The organism is Bacillus sp. bc15 (assembly GCF_900142585.1).
Taxonomy (GTDB): Bacteria; Bacillota; Bacilli; order Bacillales; family Bacillaceae_G; genus Bacillus_A; species Bacillus_A cereus.
Genome location: NZ_FRBJ01000002.1, coordinates 584,557 through 607,536 on the forward strand (window position 1 = coordinate 584,557; position 22,980 = coordinate 607,536).

Consider the following 22,980-nt stretch of genomic DNA (forward strand, 5'->3'; position numbering starts at 1 on the left):
TTTCCACCTCCTCCTTCTATCCTAACAAAAATCCCCGTTTCAAATCATCTCTCGGGTCTACAACGAACTGATGAAATCCTGTAATAAAGGCATGCCCGGTTACTTTTGGAACGACAGCTTCATATGTATCTACTGCGGTTACCGACAATACTTCCCCCTCGAATTTCCCGTCAGTAATGCATTCATGGACGAAAATTTCTCCCTTTTGTAAAGCATCTTTTTCAAAAAGAGTTGCGATTCTTGCGGAAGTTCCTGTACCGCAAGGAGAACGATCTACTTGCCCATCAGCAAAGATTGTTACATTTCGTAAAGTTGCGTCTTCCCCTTTCGGTTCATCTGAAAAGATAACGCCGTATATTCCTTTCAATCCTTCTTCAAGTGGATGTTTCACTTCCATTTTGCTCTCTATATAATGTTTAATTTTACCGCCCCACGTTTGAATAGCGGGCAAGTCTTTAAAATCAACTTTCAAACCAAATTCTTTACAGTCTACAACAGCGTAAAATGCTCCTCCAAACGCGATATCTACTTGAAATTCATAGTTATCTATTTTAATAGGAACGTCTTTTTTGTATACAAATGAAGGAACATTTTCAAATGATACAGATTCTACTTCACTCCCGTTATATTTTGCATACGCAATAACTTCTCCGGCTGGGCTATCAATAATGAACTTTTGTTTTTCACCCTTTACTTCAAACATGCCTGTTTCAATTCCAACTGTAATGACAGCAATAATGCCATGACCACACATCGTACTCCATCCTTCATTGTGCATAAATAAAACACCAAAATCAGCGTGGGCACTTGCTGGCGGTGTAATGATACAACCGTACATTCCGTGATGCCCTCTCGGTTCATACATCAGAATTTCACGAAGGTAATCCAAATGTTCCATACAGTATGCGCGTCTTTCCAGCTGCGTTTCCCCTTTTATTTCTGGCACGCCGCCCGTAATAATTCGAAGCGGTTCCCCAGCTACGTGTGCATCAATCGTTGTATATATTTTACTAACCTTCATTTCTATCTCTCCCCTATACGTTGATACTATTTCCAACGCAAGTATCATGCCAAATCGTATAGCATTACTTTTTTCAAATCCCCTCAGTAATGTGTATTCTTTTTTCAACAAATTCATATACAACTGTCTACTTTTTTATACACGGCTTGGACGTTACGTTATAAAACACCTCGATAACTTTGCAATTCCTCTCGTACACACATGCAAAATTCCCTTTATCATTATTATTTTCAATGTAAAGTTACTTCGCTCCCATACATATACTGTTCAAAAGCAAAAAGGAAGTGATCCCATGTATTACGGAACAAAGGGCTGGTACGTAGCTGAACTAAAAAAATTAGGCGTACGCTATCATGAAGGACGAAAACTAGAAAGTTACCGCGGACACGTATTACGCAATTTATTAATCGCACAACAAGAAAAATTAAAAGAACAGTAATATTCTAATGTAACGATATCGGCGATTCGCCATGGAATATCGACTTACCGACAAATTCCGCTAATTCATCTATCTACACCACCAATCAATCACACATCAAACTACAATAGAAAAAGGTCACCCAAACGGGTAACCTTCCTTTCTTATTCACAAACAAGAATTTGTCTAGTAAATGATCCTTTTCTTGTAATACAGCGATCTGTAATTTCAAATCCTGCTTCATGGATCATGTCGTCCATTGTCTCCATCGTTACAACGACTACCTTTTTAGCGATGCGGCGCGCACTTGAAAGAATGGAGAGCTGGTCTTCTGGTGTGGCGTGCGTAAATAGATCGTACGGCATATCGATAATGGCAACGTCGTAGTTCTCAGTAATTTCCTCGATTGGTCCTTTTGTTACTGTTCCTTCAAATCCGAAATGTGCGATATTTTTTCTTGTTCCAAGAACTACAAGTGGATTTATATCTCTACCAACGATGTTAATCCCCATAGAAAGTGCTTCTACTACTACTGTTCCAATACCGCAGCACGGGTCAATTGCTCGTACTCCCTCTGGATTTGGTACAGCGATATTTGCAACTGATCTCGCAACACGTGTGCTAAGTGATGTCGAATAACTATGCGGTTTTTTTATGTGATGATACCAAACTGGTTCGCTTTCTACATAGTGCCCGAAGTACCAGCGTCCTCCAAGAGGAACAATCCCGAATACACGCTCTGGATTACGAACATCCGCTTCTCCTTCAATATGCATGCCAAGGTCTCGTTCAATAAGACGTCTTTCTCCATATTCAATTTTATTTTCTCCAACGAGGTCATTGATTTTAACGAAGATAACTTTAAACGACGCCCCCGCTAAATCAATTTGTTCCACTTGTTTTAAAATGCTTTCTAAGTCGTCCCCTTCATACATAACCTCAACGCGCTCTTTCATAAACGCACTTCTACTCGGGTCAATTTTTACATCACTTTTTAAAATATTAACGTGCGACTCCATTCCAAAGAACGAGCGCATTTCCAAGTAACATAAAGCACGCTCCTCCTCACGAAATGCATACGTATATATACAGGCAGGTGTTTTACTATGATTATTCAATCTATTATCATCCTCTATCGTTTAAAATTGTTATGATTACAATTACTCAAATACTTTTTTGTATATAAAATTAAATGATATCATATGCCGGAAATAAAGAGAAACGTTAATAAATAAAAGAGACTGCCAATGGCAATCTCTTATTATTTATTAACGGAAAGAAGACACGTTGTTACCCATTTCTTCATAGTAATCTAAAATACCTTGATAAATAGCTTCCGCTGCACGTTGTCTCCATTCTTCAGTAGCTAGTTTTTCACCTTCACCTTTAGCATCGATGAAACCTAGTTCAGCTAAAATAGCAGGCATTGTATTGTATTTCACTACATAGAAGTTTTCTGTCTTTACACCTCTATCATTTGATTGAAGTGCTTGTACTAAACGTTTTTGTACTTTTTCTGCTAGTACACGGCTTTCTTCTGAATTTGGATTTGTTGCCGATCTGTAGTAGAACGTTTCTGTTCCTTCTACTTGTTCATTAAACCCGTTTGCATGAATACTTACGAAAATATCACCTTTATTTTCTTGTGCAAATTCTACACGTTTTTTCAAAGATTCACCAGGAGTATTTCCCGGACGCGTATCATCATTACGTGTTAATAAAACAGTAAATGGTGTCTTTTGTTCAAATAGTTTTTGTACACGTAAAGATGTATCTAATACAATAGCACTTTCATCCATTTTCACACCAGAATGCCCTGGATCAACTCCACCATGACCTGGATCAATGATAATCGCTTTTCCTTCTAAGAAGTTACCTTGCTTCACTGGATTTAATTGATTTTTATTAACCCATTGGAAACCAGCGCCCATGCGGATACGAATCCAGCTGCCATTCTCTTCAATAACAGTTACTTGCTGTGCGTTATGTGTTCCCATTACTTTTGACGAAGAAGAAGCTTCTGCATAAGTAGTGAATCCTTCATTAATAACTTCTGTTTTCTCCACTAAAGGTGTCCATTTATCACCGTTACTTGTTGCAATTTTGATCCATCCATCTCGTTCTTCTTTAATTTCTACCGTTTGTGGATTATGCTGATTTGCACTAATCCCAGAACTTAATGATGGTGCGTGATATGTAATGAATTTTCTATCTATGTACATTTTCTTTGTTTCTACTGGACGATCACTATTCTTGCTAAATTTATCTGTTTGCGCAGTAAGCTGAGCTGCTTGTTCACGCGTAATAGAATCATTCGGTTTCCAGCCATTCTCTGTACCTAAAGAAAGTTTTAATTCTACTAAAATATTAACTTCTTCTTTACCCCAATGATTCTCTAAATCAGCGAATTTTGTAGGAACTGGTCCTGTTACTTTGCTTTTCAGATTATATGCTCTTACAAGCATAGCTGCCATTTCAGCACGAGTTACTTTTCCTTCAGGATCAAATACTCCTGGTTCTCGCCCTTTAATAATATTCTCTTTTTCCATGGCTGCAATAAATGAAGCTGCCCAATTATTTTTTGCATCATTATAAGACGGCTTTGCATTCGGATCTACTTTAGCACCAATTGCTGTTGCGATAATCTTTGCTGCCTGGGCACGTGTTAAATTTCCGTATGGCATAAAGTTACCATCTGGCATACCGTTAATTACATTTCTCTCTACTAAATAATAAATTGCGTCTTTCGACCACGCACTATCTGAAACATCAGGAAATTTCTTCGTTTCTGCTAAACTACTAATTGGATGTGCTAGTAAATTTGCTGCTAATAAACCTGCGGCTATTGCTTTGTACTTCATGAAAAATAAATCTCCTCTCAAAACTTCATATTCATACAATTTTTTTATTCAAGCTAACTAAAAAATATTAACTATTAATTAATTCCTTTCATAGTTTATAACATTATATATCTATAGTAAATACGTTTCCGGCCGTATAACAAAAATCGCATATATATAACTTATAATGAATGTATATAAAATAAAATTTTAATCAACCCACAAATAGCGGGATAAAAAAACGATTAGGACATGTCTCCTAATCGCTTCGCCAAATAAACAGCTGATTAAAAATAATATTTTTAATCAGCTCTCTATTATCTATGAAATTATTCTTCAATTAAATTAGACATTACATATGCATACACTAATGCTTCTGTATGCGCAATAGAACTTTCATGTGTACGCTCAAATGCGTGAGAAGAATCAATACCCGCTCCAATTAAAGCATGTTTCACATCAAATCCCGCGCGAATCGCAGCTGATGCATCAGATCCGTAGTATGGATAGATATCTACTTTATATTCAATATGATTCGTTTTCGCAAGCTCTACTAAATGTTTACGCAGTGCGTAATGATACGGGCCGCTAGAGTCTTTTGCACAAATAGATACTGTATATTCATCAGATGTTTGTCCATCACCTAACGCTCCCATATCAACTGCTAAGTATTCAACAGTTTCTTCTGGAATATTAGAATTACCACCGTATCCAATCTCTTCATTATTAGAAATTAAGAAATGCGTCGTATATGGTAATGTTACGTTTTCATCTTGTAATCTTTTAATTAATTTTAATAAAATCGCAACACTTACTTTGTCATCTAAATGACGTGATTTTATGTATCCACTCTCTGTAATTTGAACGCGCGGATCAAATGACACGAAGTCTCCTACTTCAATTCCTAATTCGCGTACTTCATCAGCTGAAAATACGCGCTCATCAATACGAACTTCAATATTTTTCTCATCGCGTTTTGCTTCACCTGCATCTTTATATACATGTACAGATGTTTGATGCATTAAAATCGTTCCTGTATACGTCTTGCCACTTGATGTTTCAATTTCGCAATATTCTCCTTCTACAGAGTTCCAGCGAAATCCACCAATCATAGAAAGACTCAGGCGACCATCAGGCTTAATTTCTTTCACCATCGCACCTAACGTATCAACGTGTGCCGTTAATAAGCGGTGCTGCGCATCATTCTTCCCTTTTACCGTTAAAATAAGAGCGCCTTTATTGTTACGCTTCGTTTCTACGTTCCACTCACTGACATAGTTTTCAATGAAATTAATAATTTTTGCTGTATTTCCAGATGGACTCGGAATAGAGACAAGCTCCTTAATCAGTTCCATCGTTTCTTTCGTATGATGTGCCATTGTCGTTTCCTCCTCATTTTCTCTACTATTCAGTATACAAAATCCGCCAGAAAACCTCTACTTATATAGCTTAATTTTCTAAATTGTAGTAAAATTCTTTTTAGTATACAAAAGGAGTCCTGAAATATGAATATATCAAAAAAATATATACACATTGCACTCATTTGGTTTTTAGCATCATTATTTTGTTTACAAATCTCTTATGCCATTCATACTACTACTTCTATTACAATCGGCTGGATATTAACAGCTAGCTTCTTCATTATTAGCTTCATTGCAACAAAAAAGCATAGCGTTACTCATTAACGCTATGCTTTTCCTATAAAACTATTCTTCTGAAACGTCTAATAAATAAATACCTCTTTCAAATCCACCGCGCTCTACTTCTTTTTTCTTACGAAGGCGTTCTACATCTTCAATCGATGCACCTTCTGCACGTGCTAATGAAATGATAACTTCTAGCGCATCCGCAAGAGAATCTAGCGCATGTTCGCGTTCTTTCATAGAAGCAAATTCACGAATTTCTTCCGTTCCAATTTTCGCTAAAGCCTGTATGTATGCTTGCCCTGTTAATTTTTGTGCTGTATACGTTTTTCCAGACATTAAAATCTTCTCTGGAACACGATCTCTTACTAACTTGTTATATGCTGACATCATTCATCCTCCTATATTTAATAACATCCGAGCTCTGCTTTATAGAAAAACCATTTTTTCTTCACGCACGCACTTAACATATCAATTCCTGATCCATGTGCTCTTACATGTGGAAAGAAATAGTGCTCTAAGTCTTCGTCCTTACCATATAGAGTTTGATACTCATCTGGAATCGCTTCTTTTTTCACATCTTTTTCTTTCGTCACCCCATCAGAAAATGCAACACTTGGATGTCCCTCAAAAAACAACGCAGTCCGAACTGCCAAAGATGGTGTACTATGCAAAGCAGAATATGTAAGCAAAATAATAGTAATAACACCGATCATTTTCTTCATGTATTACTCCTTAAAAAAAGTGCTAACACAATTATACTAAAATGTGTTAGCACTTTCTCCCCTTTATCCCGAATTAACGAGCTAATAATCAGTGAGGAATGGACAAAATCCTCACTTCACTTTATTCCCCTTTAAATGCTGGTAAACGTTTCTCTAAAAACGCAGCAATTCCTTCTTTATGATCCGCTGTTTGTCTCATTGCATATTGACCACGCTTCTCTAATTGCAATGTTTGCTCTAAATTAGAGCGATTTACTTCACATAAAATTTGCTTCGTTTGAATCATTGCTTTAATCGGTTTTTGTGACCATTCATTAATTTTTTGCTTCACAGCCGTTTGGAAATCTTCGCCGATTACTTCATCAATTAAGCCGATATCAAGCGCTTCTGTCGCTGATAATTTCTTGCCTTCCCAAATAATTTGCTTCGTCATATTTTCACCGACGCGCTTTTGAAGGAAGAAATGACCGCCTCCATCTGGAATTAAAGCGATTCCAATAAAGTTCATCGCAATAACAGATGATATATCCGCCATTACATAATCAGCTGTTAACGCAATACTTAACCCAAGACCTGCAGTTGGTCCATGAATTGCACTAATAACAAGCTTTGGCATCGTATATAACGTCACGACAACTTCAGAAATAGTATTCATAATGCCATCAAACTTACTTTCATCATTACTTGAAAGCATCGATTTAATATCCCCACCCGCAGAAAAACCACGGCCGTTCCCACATAACACAACGATATGCGCAGAACTTTCCGCTACTTCTTTCAACTTTTGTAATAACTCTTTTAATGTCGGCTCATCTAACGCATTTAACACCTCTGGGCGATTGACCATAACTGTTGCAACGTGGCCTTCATATTTCACAACGACAGATTCTGTTTTACTTGTTATTTCCATTATATATACCCCTCTTTTCTCCATAAAGATTATACTTATATAATTATAGAGAACCATTGAAAAATCCTTCTTTTTTCTCAATTTTCTGTCTAATAATCTCGCAATTTGTACATATACCGTATAAAACATACAATTCCGTTGAAAAATATAGAAATTAAAGTCGGTTTATCCATGCTTTTCATCTATTTACCATTACAATGAAATGGTGTATTCTTAAGTTTGATAAAAAAACAAATATTGAAATTCATTCGCCTTACTATGTAAAAAAGGCTTTATACCCATCTTTTGGGTGTTGTAATAAAGGAATGAAGAACTGGAGGAACATATGGTTACTAAGTTGAAACAAACGGATAACTACTTCCCACATTTCCTATTGCTATTCATTGTGTTTCAACCAATTTTAGATTTATTAACATCTTTTTCAATCTATATATTACACATGAGCGCAACAGTTGGAGTTGTAGTCCGTTTCGCCTTTATGCTTCTTGCATTAGGATACCTACTTCTTCATCACAAACAACAAGATGCGAAAAAGTACATCCTCTATTTATGTTTACTCGGAATCGCACTCGCAATCGGTCTTGTAAATAATATGATGGTTAAATCTCCAGTTTCATTTGGAGAAGAAGTTAAATTCATCTTAAAGAGCGTATATCCAATTGTGCTACTGTTTGGATATATTATCGCCTTTAAAGAGCTAAAAAATAAAGAGTATGTATTTCATAAAATCATTACATATTTCTTATATGCAACTTTAATTTTAAGCATCACAATGATTGTCGCAATGCAAACTGGAACGGATTTCCCAAGCTATCCTCATTCAAAAATCGGTTCAAGAGGTTGGTTCTTCGCTGGAAATGATTTAAGTTCTCTTTTCGCCATTATGTTCCCAATCATTGTCTTATATTCGATTCATAAAACAACTTCTTTCTCGAAAATATATTACTGGATTCCAACAATACTTGCGATGTATGCAAGTATTATGGTCGGAACGAAAGTCGGATATGGCGCAATTGTGATTACATTAGGCGTAGCACTTTTTTTCTCATTCATTGAGTACATGATAAATCGTAAAAAAGAAAGAAAAGGATTCACACATATTGTAAATACCGTTGTTGCCGCAGTTATACTAGGAGGTTTAATTGTTCTTACACCGCATACTCCTATCGCAAAAAATATGGGCATTCACATGCAAATATATGAATACAAAAAATCAGTACAAGAAGAAAAAGATCGAAAAGAAGGAAAAGTAATTAAAGAAGATCCAGAAGATACAAAAAAACATGCAAAAGGTGAACTTACAGATTCTGAAATGAAAAGTTTGATTTACAGTGATCGCGACAAATTCTTAAAAACATACAAACAGTACTATAAAGACGCACCGCTTTCACAAAAACTATTCGGAATGGGTTACGCTGGTAACTACACAGATAAAATTAAATTAATTGAAATGGACTTCCATGACCTATTTTTCGCCTTTGGAATTGTCGGTTTCCTTATTTACTTAATACCGCTTCTATACTTTGGTATTAAATTATTCATCCGCATGATCACAAACTTTAAGAAAATCATGACCGTAAAGTATATGCTATTAGCGAGCACACTCATTCTATCACTTGGCATTGGCTTTATGTCTGGCCACGTATTAACAGCGCCAGCCGTTAGTATTTTCTTCGTTGTTATTCTCGCTTATATCATTGTTGATTTTGAAATTGAATAAAAAAGAAGGTGCTACGAAATGTCAGTAGCACCTTCTTTTTTATTTAATTAATGTTTTACGTATTCTAAGCTTTCTTTTGCAATATACGCTTCTGTTACAGTAGGATTATCTGAAATAACTTTAACCCACGCTTTTCCATTTATTATTTCTTCACCAGTAACTGTAACAACTACATTTGTATTTAAACGATACAGTCGCTCATTTGATATACTAGGATTCTTTTTCACTTCCACGTTATTCATCACACGTGCAAGTTTGTACTTGTTGTATTCTTTTTTACCTAAATAAGAATCAAAACGGTTCATATGCCCCGCTACTTTTTTACCCCAGTTCGCATCAGATGCATATTTCGCATTTAAACCAGCAGCTTTATCACCTGTATATGTTGCTGTATAACGCCAATGTCCTGGATTTAAATATCCTTCATTCATGTATAATTGTGCTGCATGTTCAATACAATCTTCTTTTGAATTGAATGCTTCTCCGTTGCCATATGGACTATCGTCTGTTGCTTTTAAACCAAATAAATTATTTTTGTCTTTTGCAAGAGCGCTTGTTCCATAATAACTTTCATGAATTGCTAATGAATATAAGAATAATGCATTTACATTATACTTGCTTTCTACTTCTTTAAATTTCTTTCCTAAACCAATTAATGGAGAGTCTGGCTTAATCGATTTCACATAACTATCTAGTTGTTCAGCTGTATAATCTGTTTTCGAACGTAATGATAAATAATTGAAATATTGATAGAAAGTTTCGTCTCCGAATGTCTTTCCATCTACACTATACATTTGCTGTCCTTGCTTCATGAAAGAAGGTGCCACACCATATCTAAATTCTGTATATCCAGGTGAACTTGTATTATATGTATAATATTTATGGTATAAATATCCATCTGATTTCACATAATAAGACGACTGTTTCATTTCATTTGTAGGAATTAAAGTGATTTCATTCTTCTTCACATAACCTGTCAAACCAGAAAGTTGAACTTTCACACGATCTTCGCCAACTTCTAACACTTTCAATTCTGTTCCATACTGAATATACGTATATACTGTTGACAAATTCTCATCATAAATATTAATGATGTTTTGCCCAGTTATTCTTTTCGCACTTGCAAAACCATCTTTAATCCATAAAAATTCGTTCTCGTATTTTACCGCATTCATACCTTTATTTTGAGCAGCCGTAACCGCTTCTTTATACGTATTATAGCGCTCTACTTCTTGCTCTGTTCCGTTTTCTCTTACATTTGTCACAACATATTTCTTAGTTTCTACAGGATTGCTATTTCCGTTTTTTTCAATCGTCTGAAGCATACGATCCAACATAGCTGAAGCCATCCCTCTTGTAGCTGATAAATGTGGTCTAAATGTATTATCTTCTGGATACCCTTTAATAATTTGAGTAGCCACCATAACTTGCACATGCTCTTTATAGTTAATACTATCTTTATCAGTAAAGGTAAGCGGACTTACAGCTACTTTAATATTTTTATAGTCTAACGCTCGCTTTACCATTATCGACATTTCTTCACGTGTAATCACATCATTTGGTGAGAATGTCTCGTTCGTACGACCATTAATAATTTTCGCTCCATATGCTCTACTTACACCATCATATAAACCGTAAGTCTTCGGCACATCCTCGAAATTCGAATCAGCTTTCGGTAAATTTAAAGCCCTTGCTATGAATGTAGCAAACTCTGCTCTTGTTACTAATTTATCAGGCGCATATACATTGTCTCCATACCCCATTAAAACTCCTTTAGTAATAAGTGAGCGCATATGCGTCTCAAACATATGTCCTGTAATATCATCATTTGCCGCATAACTTGAAATAGGAGTTAAAAGTAATGATCCCGTTAATGCCACTGCTGTTATACCTTTTGAAAAAGTCTTCAAGGTTATCCTCCTCGTAATCTACGAATTTATTATCACAAATTTGATTATATAATACTCACAATCATTTTAGCATAATAAATAGGAATTAAAATAAAACGTTTTTTAATTAGAATTTTCATTACATTCAAAACAAAATAAAAGACACTTTACTTTTTTAATAAAGTGCCTTTTTCCATATGATCAATGAGTTTCTTTGTTGCCTGTTTGCCTTGCAACCGAAGCTCATCTATTGTCAATTGTAACTCTTGCTGCACAGTTCCTTGTTGCATTAATTGCTTTTTCGCAATTTCATATAAATATTCAGCACTCCATTCGCCATCCACACTTCCTATAACTGGCTGATTCACTTGACTTAAAAATGAATCAATTTTCGGATCGTATGAAATCCCGACCATTGGAGTTTTGGCTACAGCAGAAAAAACTAGTGCATGAAGACGCATACCAATTAGTAATGAACATTGTGATAAAATGAATATTTTCTCGTCGATATCCATTTTATATGGAAGCATATACGTCTCTTCTCCCATTAAGTCTACTACTTCACGCGAAGCTTTTTGATCAAATGGCTCATGCATTGGAACAAATAGAATTTGATATCCTTCTTGCTTTAATTTTTTTAATGCCGCAGCTAATTTTTTTATATAATCTTCTTTTGCATTCCAATAACGCACACTAACCGCGATTACTTTTCCATGTATCGAATGCTTTTGCAACCAATCCGATTGTTTTGTCCGTTTCCATGTTAAAACAGGGTCTGGAACAATTTCAATATCGTTTTTTATGCCAAGTCCTTTTAAATATAAAAACGAATCCTCATCTCGAACTGATACATAGGAAGCTTTTGACAAGTTCCATTTTACTAATAGACGATTATATCCTTTTGTAATTGGACCTATTCCTTGTGAATAAATATAATACGGCTTTTTTAATAATCGAGCGAGTCCCATAATACCCGTATAATATAGAATACTCTTCGTACTTGTCTGATCTTGAAGAAGGCTCCCGCCACCACTAATAACTCCATCACTGTTTTTGATCGCATGATAAACAGCTTTTATATCCCAGCGATCTACCGATTCTACACCATACATTTCCTTTGTATATTTAGAATCATTTGATAGTACTACTAGTTCTATATCCGGGTTCTCTTTACTTAACGATTCAATAATTGATTGTAGAATCGCCTCGTCTCCAACATTATAAAAACCATAATATCCTGATAAGACTAAACGCACCCTAAATCTCCTCCAAAACTAGGTAACCGTTTATTTCATCTAACATAAACTGGTACCCATTCCTTACCTAAACACTTAATACCCTACATAGTTTCCTCTTTATCAGCTCATATGAATTTTAATAAAAAATTAATTTTCTATATTTATCTTTTCAAAAATGGTATTTTTTTTATTGATATCCATTTTAATTTCAAAGCACATACACCATACAAAATGGTTGTAATACTTAATGCTATACCACTGAATAATAACGTCATAATTCTTGAAGATGTAACATCTATCACATTAAATAGTTCATACAATCCTAGTCCTAAAATAGATGCTATTGCTAGCACACCAAAAAAGCTTTTTAAATGAATAGAATAGGCAATATAGCTTCGAATATACAAATGATTTACAATACAAATCAATACGTAAGTAATGAATGTACTATACGCCGCTCCATCTATGCCAAACTTCTGCACGAACATTATGTTTAACACGACTTTCACACAACTCGCACCAATAACAATCCATGCAGCTTGTGCAGAACGATTAATGCCCTGTAAAACACCAATTGATAATACCATAACCGCAGTAAAATACGAACTGCCAATCATAACTGTTAACATACTACTGCCTTTTACGTCTGTGAACAATCCGACATTTAACGGTACTGTTAATGCCATCAACCATATTGTTAACGGTGCTGTCAAAACATGCGCTAGTCGATTTGTATTTTGAATTGTTATTTTCGCCAAATTTATATCTCTTTTGGCCAATGCGGAAGTTAAGAGTGGTATTAACGGAAATACAATTGCACTTGCAAAAATAACAATTATTTGCGTGAATGCAAAACCGCGACTGTATATTCCAAATTGTTCTTGAATTTCTGTTGATGATCCTTGTAATACATGCGGTATTGTAAGCGAGTCTACTAAATTTAAAAGTGGCATTGATAAAGCTCCGATAGCGATTGGGATCGATACCCGCAATATCTTTTTGCCGTTTTCTCTTAAATCTCGGAGTGAATAGGAATTGCTTTTATTGTAGTATGGACTTCTATTATATTTTATACGCAAATATATAAGGGAACTAATGACTCCAAGAAAAGAGCCAACCATCGCACCACTAGTAATAACAGTATTACTCTTATCCCATGATACTAGTATGTAAGCAATTATTAACATAAAAAACACACGTACAAATTGCTCAATGACCTGTGATACCCCTGTTGGTTTCATATCACCGAAACCTTGAAAATACCCTCTATAAACTGCCATGTATGGAGCAATGAGTAATGCTAATGAAGTAATAAGCAACGGCATTCTAGTTTCTTGTCCACCAAGCATATTTGCAATTTCAATAGAAAATAATACAATGACTAAACAGCCGAAAACGCCAAATGCTATTCCTATAATTGACGCTGATGTAAATAATTTCGCAATTTCCTTTTGCTTATTTTTTTCGTTCAACTCTGCAATTAGTTTCGAAATTGCAAGTGGAACTCCGGCTACCGATAATGTAAGAGCAATCATATATACAGGAAAAACAAGACGGAAAATACCGAGCACTTCATCTCCTGCAATATTTTGTAATGGAATTTGAAAAAAACTACCAAGCAATTTTGACAAAAAAGTTGTAATTGTTAAAATCGCTGCTCCTTTTACAAATGTTTTATTCATATTTTTTCTCTTTTCTTTTATACATATACTCTCAAACATATTGTTTTAAACGATAGGAATTCACTTTATCCCATTGGTTATCATAACAAATTTATTATAGGTTGAATACTTGGTTTTTTTTACAAAATAGAAAAGAGAACCAATTTACGCCTATCTCTTCACACTCTAATTTCTAATTCCTTCCATTATATGTACACATTATAACTGTTTTCGTTACTCAAAAAGAGCTCTTCTCTATCACTGCAGTGCATATTACTAAAAACATTATAAGAATATCCCACAACTCTACATTATAATGTATGTAAGATTGTGAGATATTCTAATTACCATCTAAGCACTTAAGATTTTCAATTGTTCTTTCTGTTCATCGCTTGCCATTACTATGATTGTTTTTTCAATACTCGGATGTACTTGCTCAAGCTTTACACTTGCCCCTGCTTTATTTGATTGCTCAACAAAATTTAATAATGCCATAGCTCCTGATACATCCATATAACGCACATCTTTCATACGTAAAACAACCGGTGACTTCACATCTTGTAAAGTAGAGAAAATACGATCTACTGATAAGAAAGAGAGCGGTCCTTGAATTGTATACGTTTCTTCTCTTTCTTTTACGATAGAAGTTTTACGTTCTTTACATTTCACCATATATATGATGAACGAAAGAATAATACCGAATGCAACAGCAATCATTAAATCGAACTTCACCGTTACAATCATCGTTACGAGCATAACAACGACATCACCTTTAGGAGTGACATGCATCTTTTTCATGCTTTCCCAATCGAACATTCCAATACCAGTTAAAATTAAAATACCTGATAGTACAGCAAGTGGAATATATTGTACGACCGAACCAAGACCCATAATAAAAATGAATAAGATAACACTATGCATACATGCCGAAAGTGCCGTTTTACCGCCACTTCTTATATTCACGATAGACCTTACAGTCGCACCTGCACCTGCTAATCCGCCAAACAATCCGCTCATCATATTACCGATACCTTGTCCAACGAGCTCTTTATTACTTTTATGACGTGTACCTGTCACATTATCCATTACGACCGATGTTAACAACGAGTCAATCGATCCTAATAAAGCAATACTAAGCGCTGGTAAAATAAGTGCTGCTATTCCTGTTCCACTTAAAGATGGAATATGAAGCGTAGGCATCGCTTCTGGAATGGTTCCAATCTTTTCAATTACTTTATTTAATGAAAGATTTCCGATAATCGGTAAATTTACTGTAAGTCCTTCGAGTAGGGAAGAAAATAAAGGTAGCAAAGCTGTCACACCGACTAGTGCTACTAAACTAGACGGAATCGCCTTAATCCACTTACCAGAAACAATCATTACAATAATCGTTAACACAACAAGTAGAAAACTATTTTGTACGTGCTTTATTTCACCTAAAATAATGATTAATGCAATACCATTCATAAATCCCGAAACGACAGGATACGGAATATATCGAACGTAAGAACCGAGCTTACATACACCGAATAAAATTTGAAATAACCCTGCCATCATAAAGGCAATAAAACTTGCCTCTAACCCGTGCGTCGCAATAACTCCTGTTGCGATAACGGTAATTGGTCCAGTTGGCCCCGTTACTTGCCCAGGTGTCCCGCCAAATAACGCTGCGAATAAACCTGCAAAAATCGCACCATACAATCCAACAAGCGCTCCCTCAGACGTTCCTGTCGCAGCAATACCAAATGCAATCGCAAGTGGCAACGCAACAATCGCAACAGTAAATCCTGCTAAACATTCCTTTGCTATTTTTTGAAACATAAAAAAACCACCTTTGTATAAAGTCCATGTTCCATTGTACACCTAAAAAGATACATTCGTTAGCTCACTTTTTACATTCTCGTGACGTAAACGTATTCAATGAAAAGTTTCCCCCTTATCTTTGGAAACAATTGCAACTATGCTATAATGAACAAATTAAATCTTTTACTATATACTTGGAGGCACTATGCTAACTTTTGAAGAAAAATTATCGATTATTGAATCTTTCCCAGAACTAGAAAGAAAGAACGTATCATTAAAACGTGTAAACTTCCACTTTGAAGAAAGTCGTTTAGATAAAAAGAACGTTGTATTTCATTTACACCCAAATGGAAATGGATTTGTGTATGCAAGCGGTATTAAAGGTTACAAAACGGATGATAAGGGTATGGTTAACATCCGTGAGTTTTCAGCAGAAGAGTTACGTTCAGTAATTGAGAAATCAATTGACCTTCTATCACAAGAAGAAGTAATAGCACCTGTAGAACCTGCAAAAGAAGAAGAATGGCAGAACGAAGATGGTCATATTCTTACTCTTATTTCAGAGGATGACATGTGGAACGTGTACGCTGGTGTAAACTTAGACGGTACATTCAACTCTTATCCAGAAGCTGCGGAATACCTTGATGAAGAAGGGTTTTCACGTAAATAAAAATAGAAACCTATTTCATCCAACGACTTTTATAGTAATCAAAAAAGACACTTAAGGTGTCTTTTTTTGTTATATAAACTCCTTTCTCACACTATCTCTATTAATTTTCATAAAATGATTCAGAGGAGGTTTATATGAATACAACTGCTAAATTAATAAATTGGAAAGAACATGGCGATATGATTATTCTAGAATGTGAATTAAATGGAAAACGCTTCGAGATATCAACATATAAACAACGAATATATAATGCACACCTTTTATCAGCTGACGTTTATATTCGTTTAGATTCATCTGATAATATAATTGGAATAAATATCTATAAAAAGTAAGAAAAGCCCCCTATTCCGTAAGCGGGCTTTATCTTTATTACAAAATGTTAGAGTATACTCTCTTTTTTTTCATACAGTTTATGTAATTATACATATTCATTAAAAAATACACTAAATGAATATTACATGTAGTAAAATATAACTTGTGGGCACGTTCTATAAAGCAGATTCTTTTAAAAGGCGTAACATATCAATTATTATAGGGGATGTGGCGTCACTTCGATATTGATCTCAAACCTCTTGTCTTTTGTGAACTAACAATCTAGTGTATATAGACGATTCTGCTTTATAGTGTGTGTTTACACTCATAACAAAGGGGTAATGGTAATACGGATAGATTCCGATTCGTATGAAATGAAATGGTTCAAGTCGGAGAGAGGCACCTTAAGGTGTCTTTTCTTTTTGGACATTACATCCATTTTGTTTTTCCACCTTATTTCAAATGCGCTAATTAACCTTCACCAAGAAGAAATGAGAATTGAAAAAGATATTGTTTCTTCTGTTTAATATAGAAAAATGAAGGATACCCCATAGATATGGGGCATCCTTCATTTTCTATTTTTTCGCACCTTTCAGTGACTCCCTCAGCACAAACTTCTGCAACTTCCCGCTCGCATTACGTGGAAGTTCATCTACAAATAAATAATGACGTGGACGCTTATAATCTGCTAATTCGTCACTTTCTTTGCAATACGTTTCTAAATCAGCTTCTGTTATTGTTTCATCTTTCTTCACAATAACTGCTACAACACGCTCTCCCCATAATTCATCTGGCTCACCAAGTACCGCCACATCTAATATACCGGGATGACTATGAAGGAAATCTTCAATTTCACGAGGGTAAATATTTACGCCACCGCTAATTACCATATCATCAACACGATCTGCAACGAATAAATAACCATCCTTATCAAAGTATCCTAAATCACCAGAATGATACCATCCTTTATACATCGATTTTTTATTTGCCTCTTCGCGATTATGATAGCCAGCCATCATAGTTGGGCCGCGTAAAATAATTTCTCCTACTTCATATGGAGGTAATACATCATCTGGTTCTGCCGGTGCATCCTCGTTCGGTTTCACAATACGAACTTCATGACTAAAGCATGGCGTGCCTGCTGAACCAGCTTTCGTAATTTGATCCTCCTCTACGAGAAACGCCACAACTGGTCCCATTTCTGTCATTCCGTATATTTGAACAAGGTCAATATAAAGACGTTCTTTACATTCCTTCACTAACGCCGGTGCCATTGCCGCTCCGCCATATATACCGATTTTCATTGAAGTTAAATCATACTGAGTTAAATCTTTTTGCAACAACATATTCCACATCGTCGGTGCTGCAAAGAACGTCGTAATCTTTTCTTCTTGAATCGTATGTAATACTGTTTCTGTATCAAAATGATGCAAAATGACATTCTTTCCGCCAACTTGAATGCGTGGTATGATTCCGGCATTTAATTCACCACAGTGATATAAAGGTGCAACAACAAGCCCAACGCTATCTCTATTATATTTTAGGAAATACGTACAAATCATACTATGCTCAGCCATTTCACGATGACGATGTAATACGCCTTTCGGATGACCTGTCGTACCGCTCGTATAAAGCATTGAACAATAATCCATTTCATCAATTTCGATATTTACTTTCTCAGAAGATGCTGCATTCACTTTTTCATGGTAGGAACTTGCATAGGAAGGTTTATCGTTTTCTATAGACCAAAAAGATGTATTTGGAAAATCTCGTTCAATGATAGCAACAGTTGAATCAACTGCTTTTTCAAAGACAACGACTTTCGAGGATGCGTCCTGAAGAATATAAGATACTTCTTTCGCCTTTAAGCGGAAGTTAATCGGGTTAAAAATCGCACCAATTTTCGCACAAGCTAAGTAAACGTTTACAAATTCATGGCAGTTATATAAGTAAACAGATACTGTATCTCCCTTTCTTACTCCGTCTTCTAATAAAGCGTGTGCCGTTTTATTTATTTGTTCATCCCACTGTTTATATGTCCAGCGAATATTTTTTTCAGGTTCCACTAACGCCTCTTTATTCGTATACTTACCAACAGATAAATCAAAAATTCTCCCTATCGTCATGTACATGCCAACAATTTCCCCCTTTTCTCTTTCATAAATCTATCATTTCGTCTATAAGTAGACATTGTCCTTCAATGTTTTGACTAATTTTTCTGATTATTATCGACATAGTTTTACATACGGTACCGCTAGACGGTAAATGAAATTATATCGGCGATTTTTCGAATATATCGACTTACCGACAAAAACTGACAAGATATAATCGGCCCCCCGTTACTGCAGGATAAAAAGAGGTTGTTCCGACTCGGAACAACCTCTTTCTTCTTATGCGAATAGCTCTTCTAAAATTTTCAATTTATCTTCTGTATATTTTACGAAGCCATCGTTATATGATTTTGGATCTTTCGGATTCGCGAAGTGCGTAATTGCCCCCGTCTTCGGATGAACAAATTTACTTGATGCACCGCAACCAAGTCCGATAATTGATTGTACTTCTTCCATAATGACAATGTTGTAAATACTTTCTTGTGTCGGCATTGCATAACCAACGTTCTCTAAGTTACCTAAAATATTCTTTTGACGATATAGGTAATATGGTACGTAATTATGCTTTTGCGTCCATTCTTCTGCTTCGTGCATCATCGCTGTAATTTCTTCGCGACCTGCTACTTTATATTTACGTTTGTTTTGCGTCATTTCAGAAGCACGTTTAAATGATAACGTATGAACTGTTAATGATTCTGGCATTAACTTTTCTGTTTCATCTAACGTATGCTTGAAGATATCTAACCCTTCACCAGGAAGACCAATAATTAAGTCCATATTAATATTGTTCATTCCCATTTCACGAGCTAAATGGTATTTCTCAATTGTTTCTTCTACAGTATGATGACGTCCAATTGCTTTTAGTGTCTCTTGATGGTATGACTGCGGATTAATACTAATACGGTCAATGTTCCATTTATTTAACACTTCTAGCTTTGCTGGCGTGATCGTATCTGGACGACCTGCCTCAACTGTAACTTCACGTACATTTTTCACGTCTGGGAACGCTTCGTACATTTCTTCATACAGCATATCCATCTCTTCTGCTGTAATACTTGTAGGTGTACCGCCGCCATAATAAATCGTCGTAACTTTCACACCTTTTTCTTTTAAAAACTTACCAATTTCACGAACTTCATAATGTAAACCACCTAAGAACGAATCAACAGACCCTTGGCGTCCATTAATCGCATAAGCCGGGAATGTACAGTATGCACATTTCGTTGGGCAGAACGGAATACCGATATAAATACTTACTTCTTCTTTCAAACGGTATAAATCCGGAACAACTGCTAATTGGCAATCAACAATACGCTGAAGAAGTTCAATTTTCTCTTCATGAATTAAATAACTTTCACGAAGTTCTTGATGCGCTTCTTCTTTTGACATACCATTTTGAAGCATTTTATGAAGAAGTTTCGTCGGACGTACTCCCGTTAAAATACCCCAGCTTTGTTCAAGTCCAGTTAACTGCTGAAGAACAGAAAGATATACATAAGAAACAACATGCTTCACTTGCTTCATACGCTCTTTTTCATCTGTGAAAGCAGATAAATCTTTCGAGAATGTTTCTTCATACACATTTCCTGTGCTAACATCCGTTAATCGAGCGGATGCTTTCACATTATCCTCAATGTGTATATCAACGATCAGATTCGCTTCCTCTTGTTCAAATCCAATCGTACTATCTTCAAAAAATAAGCCGCCAATATTTTGTAGCGGACGTAAAAAACGATCATCTTGTAACGTTTTAATTGAAATTAACACATTATCACCTTTTCATTTGCAAACTCTCTTTAGTTTACTTGAAGGGCGTTTACAGGTCAATACAGAAGGTTTTACCTGTTTCCCTTACATTTTTTCAAATAATTCTTTTTATGAATATCGCTCATGTATATAGACATCCTGATTTTCTCTTGTTAAAATTTATTAGTGTTAAAATCGATACATAGTGAAAATACAATATAAAAAGGAGGAATGTTAACACTAGATTCTATAATCTAATGTGTTAAAAAAAATATGAAAAAGAAATTTTATAGTGTTTTAACTCTCTCTCTTGCATTACAAACTGTTCTTGCACCTACTTATTCATTTGCAGAGAGTGCTGAAAAATCCGCCGAAGTATATACGGAGGATCAAGTTTTTAAAAGTATTAAAGAGCATGTTAATGAGCATAGTACTCATGAAGAAGATATCGAGGTTACTGGCCAATTCCTACTATACACTTCAAAAAAACATTCATTATATACTGCGAATGATTTAAAAAACAAATCGAATATCGAGATTACAGAACAAGTCGTAACGGCGACAAAGAAAAAAGGAAATGCTTACTACATAACGACGCCAACTGGCGCTGGATGGATAGATAACAATGATAATAGCTTAGAAGTTCAAGAGATTCATAAACTATCTAACCAAAAATTAATCGTAAAAGAAGAAGCTTCCATACATGCCCTTCCGTTCCAATCGTTTAAAGAAGAAGGGAAACTACAACCACAAGTCATTACTCCTACTGAACAAGCTGGAAATTGGTTTAAAGTCCAAATAAACGAAACAGCAAAATGGATTTATGCACCTTCTGCTACATTTGAAGGTACAAAAGCTTCATTATTAAAAAACAGTCGTACTGCTAAAAATAGTTTATTGAGAGCTCCGGAAGCTCTACAAACAAACAATATTTATGGCGTTACATTTAAAGAAATGATTGTCCCAAAAGGAAATGACGATATTCGCCCTGGCTACCCGATGGTACCTAAATATATTACGATTCACGAAACGGCTAATACAGCGAAAGGTGCCAATGCTCTAAATCATGCAAAATTCTTAGATAATCAAGCACGCGGAACAGCTGATCGCGCCGCATCTTGGCATTTCACAGTAGATGATAAAGAAATTTATCAACATCTTCCAGTAAATGAAGTTGGATGGCATGCTGGAAATAAAACTGGAAACTATGAATCTATCGGAATTGAAATTGCCGTTAATCAAGATGGAAACTATGAAAAAGCGGTAGAAAATGCCCGTAAATTGGCAGCTTATTTAATGAACGACTTAAATATTTCTCTAGATAAGGTCCAAAAACACCAATTTTGGTCAGGAAAAAACTGCCCTGCGTTTATGATTCAACGCGGACAATGGAATGCTTTCTTAAAAGGAACTGAAACATACTATAAGGAAAACCAAAAAAATCCCGTAACTGATGACATTACAGGTGGATGGTATGAACAAGACATTCGTCAATTAGCAGCTAGAGGCATTATGCAAGGAGAAGGGAACGGCAAGTACTTCCCAGAACGTCTTGTAACGCGTGCTGAATTTGCTACACTAATTACTCGTGCTTTACAATTACCAAGTGGAAACGCTAAGTTCACAGACTTAGAACAAGTACACCCATCTTTAAGAGACGGTATTAATCGTGCAGCAAGCGCAGGCATAATCCGCGGACGTGGTGATAATACATTTGATCCAAATACTACAATTACACGCGAAGAAGCTGTTATTATGATTGATCGTTCTCTAAAACACGCTGGTATTTTTGCAAAACAAGTTGAACTACCATTCGTAGACCAAAACTTAATTTACGCTAAAGAAGAAGTACAAAGAGTGTATGGATATGGAATTGTAAAAGGTAATGAATTTAATCAATTCGTACCAAAAGGACCATCACAACGTGCACACGCAGCTGCATTTATAAACAGAATGCTTAGCGTAATTGAAGCTTAAAATATTTATCTGTATTAATTTAAAAGGCATCAGAGATTGTATAATCTCTGATGCCTTTTATACATCTTTTAACTATTTTTAGCCATGAATCTTAAACGTATTCCTAGTAACAGAAGCATAAAACCGATGAATGGAACGTAATTCGTATTGTGTCCTGTAGCTGGAAGTTGTTGATTATTAGAAGAACCTTGTCCTTTTTCTGGTAAATTAGGTTTTTCTACTCCCTCACCTGGTTTTTCTGTTCCTTCACCTGGTTTTTCTGTTCCTTCACCTGGCTTCTCTGTTCCTTCACCTGG

At 35.5% G+C, this 22,980-nt stretch carries 20 protein-coding genes; 6 read left to right on the forward strand and 14 right to left on the reverse strand.

The window, feature by feature from the left end:
- Nucleotides 1-16: 16 nt before the first annotated feature.
- A complete protein-coding gene (locus tag BUA87_RS12890; protein ID WP_072939872.1) occupies nucleotides 17-1,069 on the reverse strand; it encodes a proline racemase family protein in 1,053 nt (350 codons plus the stop codon).
- A 160-nt stretch (nucleotides 1,070-1,229) separates the two neighbouring features.
- On the opposite strand from BUA87_RS12890, the gene BUA87_RS30945 reads away from it, so the two are divergent.
- Nucleotides 1,230-1,460, forward strand: coding sequence for a YflJ family protein (locus BUA87_RS30945; protein ID WP_072939984.1), 231 nt, complete (start codon nucleotides 1,230-1,232; stop codon nucleotides 1,458-1,460).
- 143 nt (nucleotides 1,461-1,603) lie between these two features.
- Here the strand turns inward: BUA87_RS30945 and BUA87_RS12900 are convergent, their stop codons facing one another.
- The 3 genes from BUA87_RS12900 to BUA87_RS12910 all read right to left on the reverse strand — a co-directional run bounded on the left by BUA87_RS12900 (nucleotide 1,604) and on the right by BUA87_RS12910 (nucleotide 5,658).
- Nucleotides 1,604-2,557: a TRM11 family SAM-dependent methyltransferase gene (locus tag BUA87_RS12900; protein ID WP_001059320.1), complete on the reverse strand. Its 954-nt coding sequence runs from the start codon at nucleotides 2,555-2,557 to the stop codon at nucleotides 1,604-1,606.
- 150 nt (nucleotides 2,558-2,707) lie between these two features.
- Nucleotides 2,708-4,300, reverse strand: coding sequence for an N-acetylmuramoyl-L-alanine amidase (locus BUA87_RS12905; protein WP_016513661.1), 1,593 nt, complete (start codon nucleotides 4,298-4,300; stop codon nucleotides 2,708-2,710).
- A gap of 308 nt (nucleotides 4,301-4,608) precedes the next feature.
- The gene (locus tag BUA87_RS12910) at nucleotides 4,609-5,658 is read right to left on the reverse strand and encodes a M42 family metallopeptidase (RefSeq protein WP_000930086.1); all 1,050 of its coding nucleotides are present in this window, start codon (nucleotides 5,656-5,658) and stop codon (nucleotides 4,609-4,611) included.
- 126 nt (nucleotides 5,659-5,784) lie between these two features.
- On the opposite strand from BUA87_RS12910, the gene BUA87_RS12915 reads away from it, so the two are divergent.
- Entirely contained in the window at nucleotides 5,785-5,964 is a 180-nt protein-coding gene (locus BUA87_RS12915; RefSeq protein ID WP_016513660.1) for a hypothetical protein, read from the forward strand.
- Between the two features lie 21 nt (nucleotides 5,965-5,985).
- On the opposite strand, the gene BUA87_RS12920 is transcribed toward BUA87_RS12915, so the two are convergent.
- The 3 genes from BUA87_RS12920 to BUA87_RS12930 all read right to left on the reverse strand — a co-directional run bounded on the left by BUA87_RS12920 (nucleotide 5,986) and on the right by BUA87_RS12930 (nucleotide 7,581).
- Nucleotides 5,986-6,312: a nucleoside triphosphate pyrophosphohydrolase gene (locus BUA87_RS12920; protein WP_001277348.1), complete on the reverse strand. Its 327-nt coding sequence runs from the start codon at nucleotides 6,310-6,312 to the stop codon at nucleotides 5,986-5,988.
- 17 nt (nucleotides 6,313-6,329) lie between these two features.
- Nucleotides 6,330-6,647 (reverse strand): hypothetical protein, encoded by a 318-nt coding sequence (locus BUA87_RS12925; RefSeq protein ID WP_000738198.1) that lies wholly within the window; start codon nucleotides 6,645-6,647, stop codon nucleotides 6,330-6,332.
- A gap of 121 nt (nucleotides 6,648-6,768) precedes the next feature.
- The gene (locus tag BUA87_RS12930; protein WP_001999174.1) at nucleotides 6,769-7,581 is read right to left on the reverse strand and encodes an enoyl-CoA hydratase; all 813 of its coding nucleotides are present in this window, start codon (nucleotides 7,579-7,581) and stop codon (nucleotides 6,769-6,771) included.
- A gap of 301 nt (nucleotides 7,582-7,882) precedes the next feature.
- Between BUA87_RS12930 and BUA87_RS12935 the strand changes: the two genes are divergently transcribed.
- Complete coding sequence (locus BUA87_RS12935; RefSeq protein ID WP_016513658.1) at nucleotides 7,883-9,277, forward strand: O-antigen ligase family protein; 1,395 nt, start codon at nucleotides 7,883-7,885, stop codon at nucleotides 9,275-9,277.
- A gap of 47 nt (nucleotides 9,278-9,324) precedes the next feature.
- Here the strand turns inward: BUA87_RS12935 and BUA87_RS12940 are convergent, their stop codons facing one another.
- The 4 genes from BUA87_RS12940 to BUA87_RS12955 all read right to left on the reverse strand — a co-directional run bounded on the left by BUA87_RS12940 (nucleotide 9,325) and on the right by BUA87_RS12955 (nucleotide 15,886).
- A complete protein-coding gene (locus BUA87_RS12940) occupies nucleotides 9,325-11,187 on the reverse strand; it encodes an S-layer homology domain-containing protein (RefSeq protein WP_061660967.1) in 1,863 nt (620 codons plus the stop codon).
- A 146-nt stretch (nucleotides 11,188-11,333) separates the two neighbouring features.
- Nucleotides 11,334-12,422 carry a polysaccharide pyruvyl transferase CsaB gene (gene csaB / locus BUA87_RS12945; protein ID WP_001241596.1) on the reverse strand — a complete coding sequence of 363 codons (1,089 nt, stop codon included), beginning with the start codon at nucleotides 12,420-12,422 and terminating at the stop codon, nucleotides 11,334-11,336.
- A gap of 143 nt (nucleotides 12,423-12,565) precedes the next feature.
- A complete protein-coding gene (locus tag BUA87_RS12950; protein ID WP_001044014.1) occupies nucleotides 12,566-14,086 on the reverse strand; it encodes a putative polysaccharide biosynthesis protein in 1,521 nt (506 codons plus the stop codon).
- 330 nt (nucleotides 14,087-14,416) lie between these two features.
- Complete coding sequence (locus BUA87_RS12955) at nucleotides 14,417-15,886, reverse strand: SulP family inorganic anion transporter (RefSeq protein WP_072939875.1); 1,470 nt, start codon at nucleotides 15,884-15,886, stop codon at nucleotides 14,417-14,419.
- Nucleotides 15,887-16,073: 187 nt separating this feature from the next.
- Here BUA87_RS12955 and BUA87_RS12960 point away from each other — a divergent pair, with 187 nt between their 5' ends.
- Nucleotides 16,074-16,538 (forward strand): hypothetical protein, encoded by a 465-nt coding sequence (locus BUA87_RS12960; RefSeq protein ID WP_072939878.1) that lies wholly within the window; start codon nucleotides 16,074-16,076, stop codon nucleotides 16,536-16,538.
- A gap of 134 nt (nucleotides 16,539-16,672) precedes the next feature.
- Nucleotides 16,673-16,870 carry a hypothetical protein gene (locus BUA87_RS12965; RefSeq protein WP_001098258.1) on the forward strand — a complete coding sequence of 66 codons (198 nt, stop codon included), beginning with the start codon at nucleotides 16,673-16,675 and terminating at the stop codon, nucleotides 16,868-16,870.
- Between the two features lie 555 nt (nucleotides 16,871-17,425).
- On the opposite strand, the gene BUA87_RS12970 is transcribed toward BUA87_RS12965, so the two are convergent.
- The gene (locus BUA87_RS12970) at nucleotides 17,426-18,982 is read right to left on the reverse strand and encodes a fatty acid--CoA ligase (protein ID WP_000282008.1); all 1,557 of its coding nucleotides are present in this window, start codon (nucleotides 18,980-18,982) and stop codon (nucleotides 17,426-17,428) included.
- 258 nt (nucleotides 18,983-19,240) lie between these two features.
- On the reverse strand, nucleotides 19,241-20,728 hold the full coding sequence (locus BUA87_RS12975) for a coproporphyrinogen III oxidase (RefSeq protein WP_000908776.1): 1,488 nt from the start codon (nucleotides 20,726-20,728) through the stop codon (nucleotides 19,241-19,243).
- A gap of 252 nt (nucleotides 20,729-20,980) precedes the next feature.
- Here BUA87_RS12975 and BUA87_RS30950 point away from each other — a divergent pair, with 252 nt between their 5' ends.
- Nucleotides 20,981-22,684: an S-layer homology domain-containing protein gene (locus BUA87_RS30950; RefSeq protein ID WP_000726527.1), complete on the forward strand. Its 1,704-nt coding sequence runs from the start codon at nucleotides 20,981-20,983 to the stop codon at nucleotides 22,682-22,684.
- A gap of 68 nt (nucleotides 22,685-22,752) precedes the next feature.
- Here the strand turns inward: BUA87_RS30950 and BUA87_RS12985 are convergent.
- Nucleotides 22,753-22,980 (reverse strand): LPXTG cell wall anchor domain-containing protein (locus BUA87_RS12985; RefSeq protein ID WP_049119397.1); only part of this gene is annotated, 228 nt, incomplete at its 5' end.